Annotated in this window: 16 protein-coding genes; 12 read left to right on the forward strand and 4 right to left on the reverse strand. The window is 72.1% G+C overall.

All coding sequences use genetic code 11. The features are described from left to right. The first annotated feature begins 11 nt into the window (after positions 1–11). The 7 genes from AB4Z14_RS20965 (at position 12) to AB4Z14_RS20995 (ending at position 6,304) form a co-directional block, all read left to right on the forward strand. The gene (locus AB4Z14_RS20965; protein WP_442276914.1) at positions 12–848 is read left to right on the forward strand and encodes a TspO/MBR family protein; all 837 of its coding nucleotides are present in this window, start codon (positions 12–14) and stop codon (positions 846–848) included. Between the two features lie 168 nt (positions 849–1,016). Continuing rightward, positions 1,017–2,264, forward strand: coding sequence for an NAD(P)/FAD-dependent oxidoreductase (locus AB4Z14_RS20970; RefSeq protein ID WP_442276915.1), 1,248 nt, complete (start codon positions 1,017–1,019; stop codon positions 2,262–2,264). A 118-nt stretch (positions 2,265–2,382) separates the two neighbouring features. Further along, positions 2,383–3,060: a fasciclin domain-containing protein gene (locus AB4Z14_RS20975; protein WP_442276916.1), complete on the forward strand. Its 678-nt coding sequence runs from the start codon at positions 2,383–2,385 to the stop codon at positions 3,058–3,060. A 121-nt stretch (positions 3,061–3,181) separates the two neighbouring features. Continuing rightward, a complete protein-coding gene (locus tag AB4Z14_RS20980) occupies positions 3,182–4,003 on the forward strand; it encodes a DUF4397 domain-containing protein (protein ID WP_442276917.1) in 822 nt (273 codons plus the stop codon). Between the two features lie 30 nt (positions 4,004–4,033). Then, positions 4,034–4,792, forward strand: coding sequence for a class F sortase (locus AB4Z14_RS20985; protein WP_442276918.1), 759 nt, complete (start codon positions 4,034–4,036; stop codon positions 4,790–4,792). Between the two features lie 23 nt (positions 4,793–4,815). Beyond that, entirely contained in the window at positions 4,816–5,388 is a 573-nt protein-coding gene (locus AB4Z14_RS20990) for an RNA polymerase sigma factor (protein ID WP_442276919.1), read from the forward strand. Next, positions 5,372–6,304, forward strand: a complete 933-nt coding sequence (locus tag AB4Z14_RS20995; protein WP_442276920.1) for an anti-sigma factor domain-containing protein — start codon at positions 5,372–5,374, stop codon at positions 6,302–6,304. The genes AB4Z14_RS20990 and AB4Z14_RS20995 overlap by 17 nt, the downstream gene beginning before the upstream one ends. 3 nt (positions 6,305–6,307) lie before the next feature. On the opposite strand, the gene AB4Z14_RS21000 is transcribed toward AB4Z14_RS20995, so the two are convergent. Then, entirely contained in the window at positions 6,308–6,880 is a 573-nt protein-coding gene (locus AB4Z14_RS21000) for a MarR family winged helix-turn-helix transcriptional regulator (protein ID WP_442276921.1), read from the reverse strand. Between the two features lie 63 nt (positions 6,881–6,943). On the opposite strand from AB4Z14_RS21000, the gene AB4Z14_RS21005 reads away from it, so the two are divergent. After that, the gene (locus AB4Z14_RS21005) at positions 6,944–9,046 is read left to right on the forward strand and encodes an MMPL family transporter (protein WP_442276922.1); all 2,103 of its coding nucleotides are present in this window, start codon (positions 6,944–6,946) and stop codon (positions 9,044–9,046) included. Between the two features lie 303 nt (positions 9,047–9,349). On the opposite strand, the gene AB4Z14_RS21010 is transcribed toward AB4Z14_RS21005, so the two are convergent. Both AB4Z14_RS21010 and AB4Z14_RS21015 read right to left on the reverse strand, forming a co-directional pair. After that, complete coding sequence (locus AB4Z14_RS21010; protein ID WP_442276923.1) at positions 9,350–9,949, reverse strand: GNAT family N-acetyltransferase; 600 nt, start codon at positions 9,947–9,949, stop codon at positions 9,350–9,352. After that, positions 9,949–11,355, reverse strand: coding sequence for a serine hydrolase domain-containing protein (locus tag AB4Z14_RS21015; RefSeq protein WP_442276924.1), 1,407 nt, complete (start codon positions 11,353–11,355; stop codon positions 9,949–9,951). Before AB4Z14_RS21015 ends, AB4Z14_RS21010 begins: the two co-directional genes overlap by 1 nt. Before the next feature lie 168 nt (positions 11,356–11,523). On the opposite strand from AB4Z14_RS21015, the gene AB4Z14_RS21020 reads away from it, so the two are divergent. Beyond that, positions 11,524–13,746 carry an NADP-dependent isocitrate dehydrogenase gene (locus tag AB4Z14_RS21020; protein WP_442276925.1) on the forward strand — a complete coding sequence of 741 codons (2,223 nt, stop codon included), beginning with the start codon at positions 11,524–11,526 and terminating at the stop codon, positions 13,744–13,746. A 160-nt stretch (positions 13,747–13,906) separates the two neighbouring features. On the opposite strand, the gene AB4Z14_RS21025 is transcribed toward AB4Z14_RS21020, so the two are convergent. Continuing rightward, positions 13,907–14,611: a FadR/GntR family transcriptional regulator gene (locus AB4Z14_RS21025; RefSeq protein WP_442276926.1), complete on the reverse strand. Its 705-nt coding sequence runs from the start codon at positions 14,609–14,611 to the stop codon at positions 13,907–13,909. Positions 14,612–14,769: 158 nt separating this feature from the next. Between AB4Z14_RS21025 and AB4Z14_RS21030 the strand changes: the two genes are divergently transcribed. The 3 genes from AB4Z14_RS21030 to AB4Z14_RS21040 all read left to right on the forward strand — a co-directional run. Next, positions 14,770–15,300: a gluconokinase gene (locus tag AB4Z14_RS21030; RefSeq protein WP_442276927.1), complete on the forward strand. Its 531-nt coding sequence runs from the start codon at positions 14,770–14,772 to the stop codon at positions 15,298–15,300. Next, positions 15,297–16,691, forward strand: a complete 1,395-nt coding sequence (locus tag AB4Z14_RS21035) for a GntP family permease (RefSeq protein ID WP_442276928.1) — start codon at positions 15,297–15,299, stop codon at positions 16,689–16,691. The genes AB4Z14_RS21030 and AB4Z14_RS21035 overlap by 4 nt, the downstream gene beginning before the upstream one ends. A gap of 84 nt (positions 16,692–16,775) precedes the next feature. After that, positions 16,776–16,870, forward strand: a 95-nt coding sequence (locus tag AB4Z14_RS21040) for a helix-turn-helix domain-containing protein (protein ID WP_442274335.1), incomplete at its 3' end; no start/stop codon positions are given.

Below are 16,870 nucleotides of genomic sequence, written 5' to 3' on the forward strand. Positions count from 1 at the left end.
AGGTGATCGACATGCCCGGATCCACCACGCCGGCCGCCGCCCTGACCAGCAGCGACCAGGTGCGTCGCGTGGCCGTCATCGCCGCCGAGATCTTCTGCGTGGTCGGCACGCTCGTCGGCGTCGGCGTGCTCGGCACGCGCGTCGAGGAGTCCTCGGGAGGAGCCCTGGCCGCGACCGCGACCCTCATCGCGCCCGCCGGCCCGGCCTTCTCGATCTGGACCCCGATCTACCTCGGCCTCCTCGCGTATGCCGTGTGGCAGGCCCTGCCTGCCAACGCCGTTCGCGAGCGGGTGCGCAGCACCGGGTGGCTCGCCGCCGCGTCGATGGTGCTCAACGCGACGTGGCTCCTCGTCACGCAGCAGGGCTGGATCTGGGCGAGCGTCGTCGTCATCGTCGCGCTCGCGCTGACCCTCGGCGTCCTCCTGCGCCGCCTGACCCGTGAGCCCGCCAGGTCGATGTGGGAGCAGGTCATCCTCGACGGCACGTTCGGCCTCTACCTCGGCTGGGTCGCCGTCGCGACGTGCGCCAACATCACTGCGGCACTGGTGGACTCGGGCGTGGACCTCGGCGCCACCGCCAACCAGGCGGCCGCGGTGGTCGTCCTGGCCGTCGCGGCCGGACTCGGCATCGTCTTCGCCCGTCGCCTCGGTGGCCGCTGGTCGGTCGCCGCCGCGATGGCCTGGGGGCTCGCCTGGATCGCCGTCGGCCGCCTCGGGGACGAGCCCAGCTCCGTCGTGACCGGCATCGCGGCGGTCGTCGCCGCCGTGGTCGTCGTCGTCGCCGCCGGGCGCTGGCACACCCGACGGCCGGCGACGCCGCAGACGTCGCGACGGCTGCGCACGGTCTGACGGGCCTCGGCACCGCGCCGTCGGAACGGCGTGTCGCGACGGTCCGGCGGCCCGTCGCGAGCCGGCCGGGTGCCCGACTCGCATACGGCCCTCGCAGCCACCCCGCGACCGACCCGTGAGGTCTACGCTGCGACGGGGGCCGGACTCGAGCAGTGGGGTGATCCTTTCGTGGACGCTGACGTCGTCATCGTCGGTGCAGGGCTGGCAGGGCTGCGGTGCGCGCGACGGCTCACCGAGCTCGGTCACGAGGTCGTCGTCCTCGAGTCGAGCGACGGGGTCGGCGGGCGCATCCGCACCGACGTCATCGATGGCTTCCGGTGCGACCGGGGCTTCCAGGTGCTCAACCCCGCCTACCCGGCGGTGCGGCGGTGGGTCGACGTGTCGACGCTCGACCTCAAGCCCTTCGGGTCCGGTGTGCTGGTGCGGCGGACGAACGGCCTCCAGGTGCTCGCCGACCCGATACGAGAGCCACGCCTGCTCGCCCAGACGATGCGCAGCGGCTACCTCCACCCGCGCGAGCTGGCAGGCGTCACGCGGTGGACCGCTCGCGTCATTGCCGACCCGAAGACCGTTCTGGCCCAGAAGGACTCGACCCTGGCAGAGTCTCTCGACGAGGCCGGCGTCACGGGTCGGCTGCGCCGAGAGGTGCTCGATCCCTTCCTCGCCGGCGTCCTCGTCGACAGCCACGGCGGCTCGTCGGCCAACTTCACGAAGCTGCTCGTGCGGATGTTCGCCCTGGGCCGCCCGGCCGTCCCGGCGACGGGCATGCAGGCCCTGCCCGAGCAAGTCGCGAAGCCGCTCGGCGACCGCGTCCGGCTGAACAGCCGCGTCGAGTCGATCACACCCGTGCCCGGGGGCGTGGACGTGCTGGTCGACGGTCAGCGCCTGAGGGCCCGCAGCGCCGTTGTCGCGACCGACCCGATCGGCGCGGCCACCCTCACCAGCTTGCCCGAGCCGCCGACCAAGGGCCTCGTCACGTGGTGGTTCGACGCGCCGGAGCCGCCCCACTCCCTCCCGCTCGTGGCCGTCGACGGACGCCGCCGCGACTCCGTCCCACCCGGCCCGGTGTGGAACACCGCTGTCATGACGGCCGCGGCCCCGAGCTACGCCCCGCCGACGAAGCACCTCGTCGAGGCGACGTGCCTGCTCGACCGTCCCGACGGCGACGCGTCCGAGGCCGACGTCCTGCGCCACGTCGGCGAGATCTATGGCTGCGACACGACGGACTGGCGCGTCGTGACACGACACCGCGTCGACGCGGCGCTGCCCGCCATGACACCGCCGCTCGAGGTGCGGTCACCGGTCACGCTCGGCGACGGCGTCTTCGTCTGCGGCGATCACCGCGATACCGCGTCGATCCAGGGCGCGCTCGTCTCGGGCCAGCGAGCCGCCGAGGCGGTCAACGCGCACCTCTGACACGGCACGCCCCCGCCGCGAGAAGAAAGTTCGCCGCAGGTGCATCCCGGCACGGCACGTCCTCGGAAGTAGGGGCAGACGGCACACCAGGCCGTCGCTCCCGAAGAGAGGACAGACCGTGAAGAAGCGTCACCTGGTCCCCGTCGTCGCGGCCCTGGCCGGCGTGCTCGCCGTCCCGGCCGCCGTCGCCGCTCCCGCGGCGTCCCCAGCAGCCGCCCCGACGACGGCCTCCGTGCCCCCCACGACGGGCACCCGAAGCCTGGCCGCGGTGCTGACGGCAGACGGCAACCGGTTCGACCGCAACTGGTACGACTACGACATCGTCACCGAAGCGGTCCTCGCCGTGCTCGCGGCCAAACCGAGCAGCCCTGTCGGCCTGCTGACCAAGGGCGATGTGGCACTGACGGCCTTCATCCCCAACGACCGGGCCTTCCAGGTCCTCGCCGCCGACCTGACGGGGCGCTGGTACGGATCCGAGACGAAGGTCTTCCAGGCGCTCGCAGGCGCCGTCGGCATCGACGCCCTGGAGCAGGTCCTGCTCTATCACGTCGTCCCCGGCGGCCCCGTCACCTCGTCGCAGGCCCTCCGGTCCGACGGCGCGATGCTGGCGACGGCGCTTCCCGGCAAGAGCATCAAGGTCGACGTGCTGTCGCGCTGGCTCAAGCTCGTCCGCCTCGTCGACGGCGACCGCAACGACGCTGACCCGCTGCTCAACCCGCGGGCGCTCGACATCAACAAGGGCAACCGGCAGATCGCGCACGGCATCGTCCTCGTCCTGCGACCCGCCGACCTCTGACGCCTTCCGCGCGGCCCCCGAGGTCCGCACCGCACACCACCACTCCCCCTCCCGGATTCGCCTCCACCCGAGCGCGGCCCCCGTCGCACTCGAGCACTCACCCCTCTGGAAAGGAACGACCATGAAGTCGCTTCGCATCGTCGCCGCCACGACCCTCGCCCTCGCCCCGGCCGCCTTCCTGGCGGCCCCGGCCCACGCGGCCGACGCCACGGTCTCGATCCTCCACGCCGTGCCCGGCGCGACGGTCGACGTCTACGCCAACGGCAAGGCCCTGCTGACGGACTTCAAGCCGGGCACACTGACCGATCCGCTGATGCTCCCCGAGGGCACCTACGACCTCAAGGTCACGCAGGCCGGCGCGGGCGCCGGTGGCGCAGCCGTCATCGAGGCCAACGACGTCAAGGTGCCGGGCGGCGCCAACGTCACCGTCGTCGCGCACCTGTCCGAGGCCGGCAAGCCGGTCCTCACGCCCTTCGTCAACGACACGTCCAAGATCGATGCCGGCAAGGCGCGGATCACCGTGCGCCACACGGCCGCCGCCCCCGCGGTCGACGTCCGGGCCAACGGCACGGTGGCCTTCAAGAACCTCACCAACCCGAACGAGGCCAAGGCCGACCTGCCGGCCGGCACGATCTCGGCCGACGTCGTCCTCGCGGGGACCGACACCGTCGCGATCGGTCCGGCCGACCTCGACCTCAAGGAGGGCAGCAACACGATCGTGTACGCATGGGGCAGCGCCGCTGACAAGAACCTCAAGCTCGCGGTCCAGACCCTCTCCGGCATGCACTCGGCCCCGGGTGGCGTCCCGGCCGGGGCGGGCGGCCAGGCCGCCGCGGCCCGGGAGTCCTCGGAGGTGGCCCGCTACGCGGCCGTCATCGGTGCCGCTGCCGCCGCGGGCGGGCTCGTCCTCGTGTCCCGCCGGCGCGCCACCGGGGTCCGCTGACCCGCCACGCACCCGTCGCGAACGACCGAGATGAACCGCACCGTCGACCCCGGACCGGGTCGCTCCCGGGCCCGGGCGTCGAGCCCGTCCAGGGGGGTGGCCGCCGCGCTCGCGGCCGCCCTCCTGGCGGGCGTGGGCGTGGCGTGGCTGACGCGTGCCTCGGACACCGCCCTCCCAGCGGCGTCCGGGGCGGGCGTCACCAGCACCGCCGCACCCGCAGCCGGCGCCCCCACGACCCCTGCCCCACAACCGGGGTCGCCGGGGTCGCCGGCCGGGACGGACGGCTCGGCCGGTCCGTCACAACCGGGGGTCCGCCCGGCGACGCAGCAGGCGGGCCCGACCGCGGCGGCCCCCGACCGCCTGACGATCCGCCGCCTCGGCATCGACATGCGGGTCGTTCCGGTGGGCGTCGCCCGTGACGGCGAGATGGCGCTGCCGGAGACGCCCGCTCAGGTGGGCTGGTACCGCTACGGCCCGCGGCCCGGAGACGACGCCGGGTCGACGGTCCTCGCGGCGCACCTCGACATGCCGGGCTACGGGATCGGCCCCATCGCGGCCGTCGAGGAGCTGCGCACGGGCGACGTCATCACGGTGCGGTCGGGCGAGGTGAGCCGGAGGTATGCCGTGACGTCGGTGAGCCAGGTCCGCAAGACGACGCTCGACCTCGCCGCCCTCTTCGCCCGCGACGGACCTGCACTGCTCCACGTCCTGACCTGCGGGGGCGACTTCGACCGCGAGCAGCGCCGCTACGACGAGAACGTCGTCGTGACCGCCGAGCCGCTCGCGTGAGCAGGACGTGGTTAGGTGGGTCCGTGCACGTGCACGACGACCCAGACGTCGAGTCCGCCGAGCTCGCCGTCCGGTTGGTCGGTGGGGACCGCGAGGCCCTCGCCGAGATGTACCGCCGCTGGTCCCCCCTCGTGCACACCATCGCCCTGCGCGCCCTCGGCACCAGGGAGGACGCCGAGGACGTCGTCCAGCAGGTGTTCGTCGCCGCCTGGCGGGGACGCGCCACTCTCCGACCCGACCGTGGGTCGCCGGCGGCGTGGCTCGTGGGCATCACAAAGCACCGCGTCGCCGACGTGCGCACGCAGCGCTACCGCGCCCACCGCAACCTGCAGGCGCTCGCGTCCGAGGCGGTCACCGAGCCGACGAGCACGCACGACTCCGACTGGGCCGAACGACTGCTCCTCGTCCACGAGCTCGAGCGGATGGGCGATCCGCGAGCGACCGTGCTCCGAATGGCTTTCATCGAGGACCGCACGCACGATGACATCGCCCGCATGCTGCAGATGCCCCTCGGCACCGTGAAGAGCCACGTCAGGCGGGGACTGCTCGAGCTGAGAGACCGACTCAAGGAGGTGGAACGTGTCGCATCCGACTGACGACGAGCTCGTCGACCTCGCCCTGGGCGAGCCCGTCGACGCGAGTCGTTCTGCCCACGTCGAGGAGTGTGCCGTGTGCTCCGCGTCGGTGGAGCAGCTGCGGCGCACCCTGCGCCTGACCTCAGGACCGCTGGCGTATGCCGACTGGCAGGCTCCCGACGACGCCGTCTGGGCGCGCGTGACCGCCGAGATCGACGCGCAGCCCGACGCCCCGGTCGGTGCCGGGCCGGCCCCCGCGACCGTGGGGGGTTCCGACGCCGGACCTGACGCCGGACCCGCGCCCACTCCTCCGGAGACCTCCCTGCCTCACGACGAGCGTCCGTCAGGGACGGACGCTCCAGAGCGACCTGACCGACCTGACCCATCTGACCGACCCGCGAGCCCGACCGGTCCCGCGGCAACGGCGGGGACGGCATACGCCCCCGAACCCGTCCCCGCGGACGCGACGGTCACGCCGATCACGGCGGGCGCTGCTCGTGCGACGCGCCGACGTGCCGCGGCGTGGGGCGCCGCTCTCGTGGCGGCCAGCCTCGTCGTGGGACTCCTCGCCGGGCGGGCCATCTGGAGCCCGAACGAGAGCGGGAGCGTCTCGCAGGTCGCCCTGAAGACCCTCGACACGCGCCAGCGCGAGGGAGAGGCCTCGGTCGTGCGGGCCGGAGACGGGCTCGACCTCAACGTCGTCACCGACCGTCCGCTGGACGCCGGCGACGGTTACCTCGAGGTCTGGCTCATCAACGCCGACGGCAAGCGGATGGTCTCCGTCGGGGTGCTGCGACCCGGCGAGACGGGCACCTTCCCGATCAGCCAGGCGCTCATCGACCAGGGGTACGTCGTCGTCGACATCTCCAAGGAGCAGTTCGACGACAAGCCGGCGCACTCGGGCGACAGCCTGCTCAGGGGGAAGCTGCCCGCCTGAGCCTCAGGTCATGAGGTTCTTCATCGCGGCGGTCGCGCCCCTGAGGTAGCGCTCGACGACGTCGCGGTCCCCCTCCGACAGGGTCGCGTCGAGGGCGGCGAGGCTCTCGAACATCGGCGTCATCCGGGCGAGCACCTCGGCGCGACCGCTGTCGGTGATGACGACCTCGGTGCGGCGGCCGTCGCCGGGGTGCGAGCGACGCTCGGCGTGCCCGTGGCCGACGAGACGGTCGACGACGCCTGACGAGGCGGCCGACGTCACGCCGAGCACCTTGGCGAGGTCGACGGGACCGATGGGGCCGCGCATGAGGTGCCGGAGGGAGTGCAGCTCAGACGTGCTGAGGCCCGCCTTGCGGGCGACGACGGCGGGGACGGTCTCGGACACCTCGACGAGCTCCTGCAGGGCCGTGAGGGTGCCCGACGTGCGCCACTCGGGCACGCCGGGGACGAGGCCGACCTCGGGCGGCCCGTCTCCCCGAACGGGCTGGCCTTCATCGACGGACGCATCCTTCGGGGCGCGGGCACGCCTCGGGGCCGGCTGTTGGCCGACGGTCTGTTTGCTGCTAATGTCACTCACCAACTTAGTAATCTACTGAGTAACCCGATGAACCATCTTAACTGGAGGTGTGGCGTGCGCTCGGTGACCGACAGGATCACGCGCAAGTGGTGGGCCGTGGCGATCGTCGTCCTGGCCCTGGCAGGAGCGATGGGCGTCGTGAGCGCCGTGGGCGAGGCGCAACGCACCTCGGCCTCGACCGACGCCCTGCCGATCGGCTCAGACAGCGCAGCGGCGCTCGAGATGCGCGACCGGCTGCCGGAGGCCGAGGGCTCCACGGCCGTCGTCGTCTTCAGCAAGGACTCGGGCACGCTGACCGACGCTGACCTGACGGCCGTCGAGGGACGCGTCGCCCAGGTCCCCGGTGCCGGCCGGGCCCCGCTCCAGCGCAGCGAGGACGGCACCGCCGCGCTCGCGATCGTGCCCGTCGACGCCACGGACGCGACGGACACGGCAGCCCTCGTGGGCGACATCCGCGAGGTGGTCAAGGCCGACCTGCCCGAGGGCGTCACGGCACAAGTGACCGGACCCGCCGCGGTCCAGGCCGACCTCGCTGCGGTCTTCGAGGGCGCCAACACCCGCCTGCTCATCGCCACCGCCTCCGTCGTCGCCCTGCTGCTCGTGCTGACCTACCGCAGCCCCATCCTCTGGATCTTCCCGCTCCTCGTCGTCGGCGTCGCGGACCGACTCGCAGCCGTGGTCGCGACACACACGCTCGCGGCATTCTCCATCGTCTGGGACGAGTCGACCATCGGCATCCTCTCGGTCCTCGTCTTCGGCGCCGGCACCGACTACGCGCTGCTGCTCATCTCGCGCTACCGGGACGAGCTGCGCAGCCACGCCGACCGGCGCGAGGCCATGTCCTTGGCCCTGCGCCGCACGTCCGAGGCCGTCCTGTCGAGCGCCGTCACCGTCGTCATCGGTCTGCTGACCCTGCTCCTCTCGCTCTTCCCGGCGACGCGTGGTCTCGGTCTCGCCTGCGCCGTCGGCGTCGTCGTCGCCGCGGCCTTCGTCCTGCTCGTGCTGCCCGCGGCGCTCGTCGTCTTCGACCGCTGGATCTTCTGGCCCAGGGTGCCCCGCGAGGGCGAGGCGGCTCTCGCGGACGGCCACTCGCTGTGGCGCCGCGTCGGCGACCGCGTCGCCGCCCACCCGAAGCGCATCATCAGCGTGACGCTCGTCGTGCTCGCCGTCATGGCGGCCGGCATCGCGGCGATCGACACCGGACTCAAGCCCGCCGACCAGTTCCTCAGCAAGCCCGAGGCCATCGCCGCGAGCGAACGCCTGGCGCAGTCCTTCCCTGCCGGCAGCGCCGACCCCGCCGTCATCGTCACGACCGCCGACCCGCAGGCCGTGACGAGCGCCGCCGAGGACGTCCCCGGCATCGCCGGCGCCCGCATCGTCAAGCAGGCAGGCGGCGTGGCCGAGGTGGACGCCGTCATCCAGGCGGCGCCCGGATCCGACGAGGCGACCGACACCGTGCGCTCCCTGCGGGCCGCACTCACCCAGCTCCCCGACAGTCACCTCGCGGGCACCGAGGCCGTCGCGCTCGACCAGGCGGAGGCGTCGTCGCGCGACCGCCTCGTCATCTTCCCGATCGTGCTGGCGCTCGTCCTGCTGGCCCTGGGACTGCTGCTCCGATCTGTCGTCGCCCCGCTCGTGCTCGTCTCGACGGTCGTCGCGACGTTCCTCGCGAGCGTCGGCGCCTCGTGGTGGATCTTCACGAAGATCTTCGGCTTCTCCGGCCTCGACGACAGCGCGCCGCTCTTCGCCTTCGTCTTCCTCGTGGCGCTCGGCGTCGACTACAACATCTTCCTCGTCACGAGGGCGCGAGAGGAGTCACGCCTGCACGGCTCCCGCCAGGGGATGCTGCGGGGCCTCGCCGCGACGGGCGGCGTCATCACGAGCGCCGGCATCCTGCTCGCCGCGGTCTTCGCGGTGCTCGGCGTCCTGCCGCTCGTCGTCCTGGCCCAGATCGGCGTCATCATCTGCGTCGGCGTCCTGCTCGACACCCTCGTCGTGCGCACGCTCCTCGTCCCGGCCATCGCGGTCGTCCTCGGCGACCGCTTCTGGTGGCCCCGCCGAACGCACCACTCCGTGTCGGACCGGTCGGCGACCGAGGACGCCGCCCCGGCCGCCCCTGTCGATGCCGATGCCGATGCTCTGACGAAAGTCGGGACAAGCTCTTGACATGGAGCGGCCGCCGCCGTTGAATCGGGAGTGCCAACATTAGACAAACCATGGACAAACCGGGCCGATGCCTCAGGCGAAACCCTCGTCCATACCTCGCGTCCCCCGATCACCGTTCACGCCGCCACCCCTCTCGACAGCCCGTGCGGTCTCGATCGACTCCCTCCCCGTCGATCGAGGCAGACCGTGGGCCACGCGCCGGACTCCCTTCCGGTGCGTGGCCCACATCTGCGTGTGCGGGAGTCGCCTCGACCCCCGGATCGGACGCGGACGGCATACGCCATCTGCGTCCCGCTGCTCGGCTCAGACCGGCCACTCCTCGCGGAGCAGGGCCCACGTGTTGTCGTCGAGCCACGTACCGTCCTTGCCCAGCGACTTCGCCCGGATCGTGGCCTCGTGCCGCATCCCGATGCGGCGCAGGACGCGGTTCGAGGCGATGTTGTCGGCGTAGGCGTCGGCCGTGATCCGGCGCAGCCCCAGGTCGCGGAAGCCGATGACGAGCAGCTCGGCGGCCGCCTCGGCCGCCAGCCCGCGGCCCTGGGCGTCCGGATGCAGCGCGTAGCCGATCGTCCCCTCCCACTCCTGTGCCGGCGCGCGGCCGATGCTGTGGCACGGCTCGAGCCGCAGCATGACGTCGCCGACGACACGACCCGTGCGCCGCTCCTCGACGGCGAGGCCGAGCAGTGGCTCGGCAGCACCGAGCCGTCCCCGCTCGATGCGCTGGGCGATGCGCTCGCGCACCTGGTCGTGGCTCAGGACGTCGTGGCTCAGGTGGACGACGACCTCGGGCAGGCAGCGGTAGGCGTGCACGGCATCGACGTCGTCGAGCGTCAGCGGACGCAGCAGGAGGCGATCGGTGAGCCGCGGCCACACGAGCCGGGACAGGTCCGGGGACGCCTGCACTAGCGCCAGCCGTCCGCGGCGACCCCGCCGGGCACGTCGCCGGCCGGGTCGTAGGGCGTGCGTGTGAAGCGGAACGACGCGAGGTCGAGGTGCGACGGCGTGCCGTCAGCGGCGCGCACGACGCGGAGCGGCTCACCCGTGTAGTAGCCGTCCAGCCCCACCCAGGCGTCGGGGCCGTCCGCGACGAAGCGCGAGCCCCGCGCCTGGCCGGGCTCACCGAGCACGAGGTGCTCTCCGACGACCTTCGCCATGGACACGGACGGCCCCCAGTGCCACGTGCCGACGAGCTCGAGCGCCGACGGGTCGCCCGACGCGAACCACGGCTCCGGTGGTCGCGGCTCGCGCTCGACGAACGCCGTGAGCAGCTCGGGGGCGATCGGGCCCATCCCGCTCGTCGTGTTGGTGACGACGACGACACCGTCACCGCTCTCGACCTCGACGCGCAGCCCCGCGAGGAAACCGGGCATCGAGCCGCCGTGACCGGCATACCTCGTGCCGTCGACGTTCCAGACCTGCCAGCCGAGCCCGTGGGCCGTGGTCCAGGGCTGGCCCGGGTTGTCGTTCACCGTGTGGGGCTCGTACATCTCGGCGAGGGTGTCGGGCGACAGGAGCCCGCCGGTGTCGCCCCCGGCGAAGGTGGCCCAGCGTGCCAGGTCCTGCACCGTGGTCCAGAGCTGTCCGGCCGGGGCCATCGCGCCTGCGTCGTGCTCGGGTTCGGGCAGCAGGACGTCGGCAAAGGGGTGCACAGCGAGGCCCTGCGCGGCGCGGCCGCTGGGGCGGGTCGTCGTCCGGGACATGCCGAGCGGGTCGAGCAGGTCACGCCGGACGACCTCGAACCAGTCGACCCCGTGCGCTCGGGCCAAGAGCTCGCCGAGGGCGGCGAAGCCGACGTTCGTGTAGTGGAAACGCCGACCGGCCCGGAAGCGCTGCCCCACAGGCGAGCCCGCGACAGGGCCTGCGAGCGACTCCCAGTCCCCACCGGGCGTGCGCTCCCACCACGGGCCGTTCGTCTCGGCCTGCACCCCGGCCCCGTGCGAGAGCAGCTGGGCGATCGTGGCGCCGCCCAACCGCGAGCCGGGCACGTGGTCCTCGAACCGGTCGAGCAGGTCGAGCCGTCCGGCATCGCGCAGGCGCATGACGGCCACGGCCACCAAGGTCTTCGTTATGGAGCCCATCCGGTACTGCGTGTCGGTGTCGGCCGGCTGCCCGCCGAGGCGCCCGTCGAGCGTGCCGATGGCGTCGGACCACACGAGCGTGCCGTCACGCACGACGCCGGCGGCGACCGAGGGCAGGCGCCCGCGACGCTGCTCGGCCGCGAGCAGGTGGTGGAGGTGGCGGGCGGTCACGGGGTCGATCTCGCCGTCGGTGGCCGGGACGTCGGCGTCGCTGCGCGGGTCGGTGCTCACCCGCTCCAGCCTAGGCCGGGGGTCTCTGGCGTGGCGCAGGCCACCCCGGCAGGATGGGACGGCGGCCCCACGGTCGCCCCGCATCGGATATCTTGACATCAAGATTTATTCGGGGATCCTCGAAGACCGGATCCCGGCACGAACAGCAACCCGAACGGAGCACCAGCGTTGGACTCGACAATCATCTACACGCACACGGACGAGGCGCCCGCCCTGGCCACGGCCTCGCTGCTGCCCATCGTCTCGGCCTTCGCCAAGCAGGCCGGCGTCGAGGTCGAGACGCGTGACATCTCACTCTCGGGTCGCATCATCGCCGCGTTCCCCGACGCCCTGAAGCCGGAGCAGCGGATCGGTGACGCCCTGGCAGAGCTCGGGGCGCTCGCCAAGACGCCCGAGGCCAACATCATCAAGCTCCCCAACGTCTCGGCGTCGATCCCACAGCTCAAGGCCGCCGTCGCCGAGCTCCAGGCCGCGGGCTACGCCCTGCCCGACTACCCCGACAACCCGTCCACCGACGAGGAGAAGGCAGCTCGGGCGGCGTACGACAAGCTCAAGGGGTCGGCCGTCAACCCCGTTCTACGCGAAGGCAACTCGGACCGCCGCGCCCCGGCGTCGGTGAAGAGCTACGCGCGCAAGCACCCGCACTCGATGGGCGCCTGGAGCGCCCACTCGAAGACCAACGTCGCGACGATGGGTGCCGACGACTTCCGCCACAACGAGACGTCTGTGGTCCTGCCCGCCGACGACACGTTGCGCGTCGAGCTCGTCGGCGCCGACGGGTCCACCACCGTCCTCAAGGAGTCGATCCCCGTCCTCGCCGGCGAGGTCGTCGACGCGACGTTCATGGACGTCGCGAAGCTGCGTGACTTCCTCTCCGAGCAGGTCGCCCGCGCCAAGGCCGAGGGCGTTCTCTTCTCGGTGCACCTCAAGGCCACGATGATGAAGGTCTCCGACCCGATCATCTTCGGTCACGTCGTGCGCGCCTTCTTCCCCGACGTCTTCGAGACGTATGCCGGCGCGCTGGCCTCCGTGGGCGCGTCCCCCAACGACGGGCTCGGCGCCGTGCTCAAGGCCGTCGAGGGCCTGCCCGCCGACGAGCGCGCCGAGGTCGAGGCCGCCGTGGCCAAGGGCTTCGAGGACGGCCCGGCCATCGCGATGGTCGACTCGAACAAGGGCATCACCAACCTCCACGTGCCGAGCGACGTCATCGTCGACGCGTCGATGCCGGCGATGATCCGCACGTCGGGTCACATGTGGGACCGAGAGGGCGGCGAGCAGGACACGCTGGCCGTGCTGCCCGACAGCTCGTACGCCGGCATCTACCAGGTCGTCCTCGACGACTGCCGCGCCAACGGCGCCTACGACCCGTCGACGATGGGCTCGGTCTCCAACGTCGGGCTCATGGCGCAGGCGGCCGAGGAGTACGGCAGCCACGACAAGACGTTCGAGATCCCGGCCGACGGCACCGTGCGCGTCGTCGACTCCTCGGGCGCGGCGCTGCTCGAGCACGCCGTCTCGGCGGGCGACATCTGGCGCGCCTGCCAGACCAAGGACGTGCCGATCCGCGACTGGGTCAAGCTCGCCGTCACGCGAGCCCGCGCCACAGGGACGCCGGCGATCTTCTGGCTCGACGCCGACCGCGCCCACGACGCCAACCTCATCACCAAGGTGAACGAGTACCTCACCGAGCACGACACCGACGGCCTGACGATCGAGATCATGAAGCCGACCGACGCGATCGCCTACTCGCTCGGGCGCATCCGCAAGGGCGAGGACACGATCTCGGTCACGGGCAACGTGCTGCGCGACTACCTCACCGACCTCTTCCCGATCCTCGAGCTCGGCACCTCGGCCAAGATGCTGTCGGTCGTCCCGCTCATCAACGGCGGTGGCCTCTTCGAGACCGGCGCCGGCGGCTCGGCCCCGAAGCACGTGCAGCAGCTCGTCCAGGAGAACTACCTCCGCTGGGACAGCCTCGGCGAGTTCCTCGCCCTGGCCGTCAGCTTCGAGCACCTCGCCGACGTCACCGACAACCCCCGCGCGCGGGTGCTCGGTGAGACCCTCGACCGGGCCACCGGCACGCTCCTCGACGAGAACAAGGGACCGGCGCGCAAGGTCGGCCAGATCGACAACCGCGGCAGCCACGTGTGGCTGGCCCTCTACTGGGCCCAGGAGCTCGCCCGGCAGACCGACGACGCCGCGTTGGCCGAGACGTTCGGCCCCGTGGCCCAGGCCCTCGCCGACAACATCGGCACGATCTCCCAGGAGCTCGTCGACGCGCAGGGACACTCGGTCGACATCGGCGGCTACTACCGTCCCGATGCGGCCAAGGTCGCCTCGGTCATGCGTCCGTCGAAGACCTTCAACGAGATCATCGACGCGCTCGCCTGACCGCGTCCCCCGCGCAGCACGTGCCCACCCGACTCACGGAGTCGCGTGGGCACGTCGCGTATGCCGTCACGCACGTCGGACGCCGGACGATCCATGAGCACGGGGCGGGCGGAACGACATGCTCCACCACGTCGACTGCTGATGAGAACGCTTGTGGCAGTTAGCCGTCCGCGTCGCGCAGGGCGTCACTGGCCTCCGTGATGATCGCCTGCATGGCAGCCGCGGCGGCAGCACCGTCGCCGGACTGGACCGCCTCGGCGACGTCACCGTGCAGGCGGACCGCGAGGGGGTTGGGCGTGGCCGGCATGAGGTCGTGGTGGGTGCGGCCCGCGAGCACCTCGCCGACGACGTCGGACAGCGCTGCGAGCATCTCGTTGCCGGAGGCGGCGAGCAGGGTCGAGTGGAAGAGCTGGTCGGCCACGAGGTAGGCCTCGAGGTCGCCCGACTTCGCGTGCACCGCCATCTGCATGACGGCGCCCATGAGCGCCCCGCACTGGTCGGGGGTCGCGCGAGCCGCGGCGAGCTCGGCCGCGACGGGCTCGACGCCTCGGCGCACGTCACCGAGACTGAGCAGCTGCTGCTCACGACCCGGCCCGTCGAGGCGCCAGCGGATGACGCGCGGGTCGAACACGTTCCACGACGTGCTGGGCAGCACGCGCACGCCGACGCGCTTGCGGGCCTCGACGAGTCCCATCGAGTCGAGGACCCGGACGGCCTCGCGCACGACGGACCGGGACACCCCGTAGCGCTCGTCGAGCTGGTCGATGCGCAGCACGGTGCCCGGGGCGAGCTCGCCGGTCGCGACCTGTCGGCCGAGGTCGTCGAGCACGCTCGCATGCAGGGCGGGGCGACGGTCCGTGGGCACGGACCCAGCCTGACACACGGCGGTCGTCATCCGGCTCACCCAGCATTAAAACGGTTTTATTAGCCTTCATGGCTTGATAAGACGCTCTTGTTGCTGCACCCTAGTGCGAGCGACTCGACGAAGACGTCGTTCGAGCCGGACGAAGGAGTCACGGAGACATGCAGCACCACCCACCTCCCCTGGTCGTCGTCATGGGGGTGTCCGGCTCGGGCAAGACCACCGTCGGCGCGGCCCTCGCGCAGCGCCTACGCGTCCCCTTCGCAGACGCCGACGACTTCCACCCCCAGGCCAACATCGACAAGATGTCGGCCGGCATCCCGCTGACCGACGACGACCGCGGCCCGTGGCTCGCGACCATCGCCGCGTGGCTCGGTGAGCACGCGGAGAGCGGTGGTGTGGCGAGCTGCTCGGCTCTCAAGCGCGCCTACCGGGACGTCCTCGCGGCCGCGGCGCCCCACGTCTTCTTCGTGCACCTGCACGGCAACCCCGACGTCATCGCCGCCCGCGTCGCCGGCCGGCCCGGACACTTCATGCCCACGGCCCTCGTCGAGTCGCAGTTCACGACCCTCGAGCCCCTCGAGCCGGGCGAGCGCGGAGCCGTCCTCGACGTCGACCAGCCGGTCGACGACCTCGTCGGCCAGTCCCTCACCCTCATCGATCCTCGCGACCCGGAAGCGACCCGCTCATGACCTCCGACCTGCTCTCGATCCTGCCCATGTCGGCGCTCGCCGCCGACGACCTCCCCGCCATCCCGGCCGGCCGGCTGGTCCCCGCGGCCCTGCTCGGCATCGCCGTCCTCGTGGTGCTCATCGTGCGGTTCAAGCTGCACCCGTTCCTGTCCCTGACGCTGGGCTCGCTCACCGTCGGCGCCGTCGCGGGCGTCCCGATGGCCGACGTGCTCGACAGCTTCACCAAGGGCTTCGGATCGACCGCCGCGGGCGTCGGCATCCTCATCGCCCTCGGCGCGATGTTCGGCAAGCTGCTCGCCGACTCCGGCGGTGCCGACGAGATCGTCGACACGATCATCGGCCGCAGCGGTCCGCGCACCCTGCCGTGGGCGATGGCGGGCGTCGGCGCCCTCATCGGCCTGCCGATGTTCTTCGAGATCGGCCTCGTCCTGCTGATGCCCGTCATCTTCCTCGTCGCGCGCCGCTCGGGACTGTCCCTGGTCCGCGTCGGCATCCCGGCACTCGCCGGCCTGTCGGCCATGCACGGCCTCGTGCCTCCCCACCCGGGCCCGCTCGTGGCGATCGACGCCCTCAAGGCCGACCTCGGAGTCACCCTCGGCCTCGGCATCCTCGTCGCGATCCCGACGATCGCCGTCGCGGGCCCGTGGTTCGCCCGCGTGGCCGCCCGCTGGGTCGACGTCCCCGCGCCCGAGCTCTTCGAGTCGCGTGCGTCCGAGAGCGGACCGCGTCCGTCCTTCCCCGTCACGCTGCTGACCGTCCTGACCCCCGTCGCCCTCATGATGGGAAAGGCCCTCTCCGACATCCTCACCGCCGACGGCACGGCCGTCCGCACCGTCCTCGACTTCCTCGGCACGCCGCTCATCGCACTGCTCATCGCCGTCATCCTCGCGATGTTCACGCTCGGCCGCGGCGCCGGCATGGGTCTCAAGGAGGTCGGGTCGTCCCTCGAGGCCTCCCTCGGCCCGATCGCCGGCATCCTGCTCATCGTCTCCGCCGGCGGCGGCTTCAAGCAGACCCTCGTCGACACCGGCATCGGCCAGCTCGTCGCCGACTGGATCGCGCAGAGCGGCCTGTCGGTGCTGCTGCTGGCCTGGCTCGTCGCGGTCCTGATCCGCCTCGCGACCGGCTCGGCCACCGTCGCGACCGTCACGGCCTCCGGCATCCTCGCCCCGCTCGCGGCCGGGATGCCCACGGCCCAGGTATCGCTCATGGTGCTCGCCATCGGCGCCGGCTCGGTCTTCTTCTCGCACGTCAACGACGCCGGCTTCTGGCTCGTCAAGGAGTACTTCGGGCTCAAGGTCGGCCAGACCATCAAGTCGTGGTCCGTCATGGAGACGATCCTGTCGGTGACCGGTCTCGTCCTCGTCCTGCTCCTCGACCTCGTCGTCTAGCCGACTCGGAAGCCCAGCACACCCACCTGAACCGCTTGGGTTCAAGGGTCTGTTGCAACGAGGGCTACCCCAAGGATGGCCTCCATGCCTGGTCCTCGTCTGTCGTTGTCCGAACGTGCTCAGATCGAAGTGCTCTTCGGTCAGGGCCTGACCTTCCCAGCGATCGCCGCGGCGATCGG

Source organism: Terrabacter sp. 2TAF16 (genome assembly GCF_052115065.1).
GTDB lineage: Bacteria > Actinomycetota > Actinomycetes > Actinomycetales > Dermatophilaceae > Terrabacter.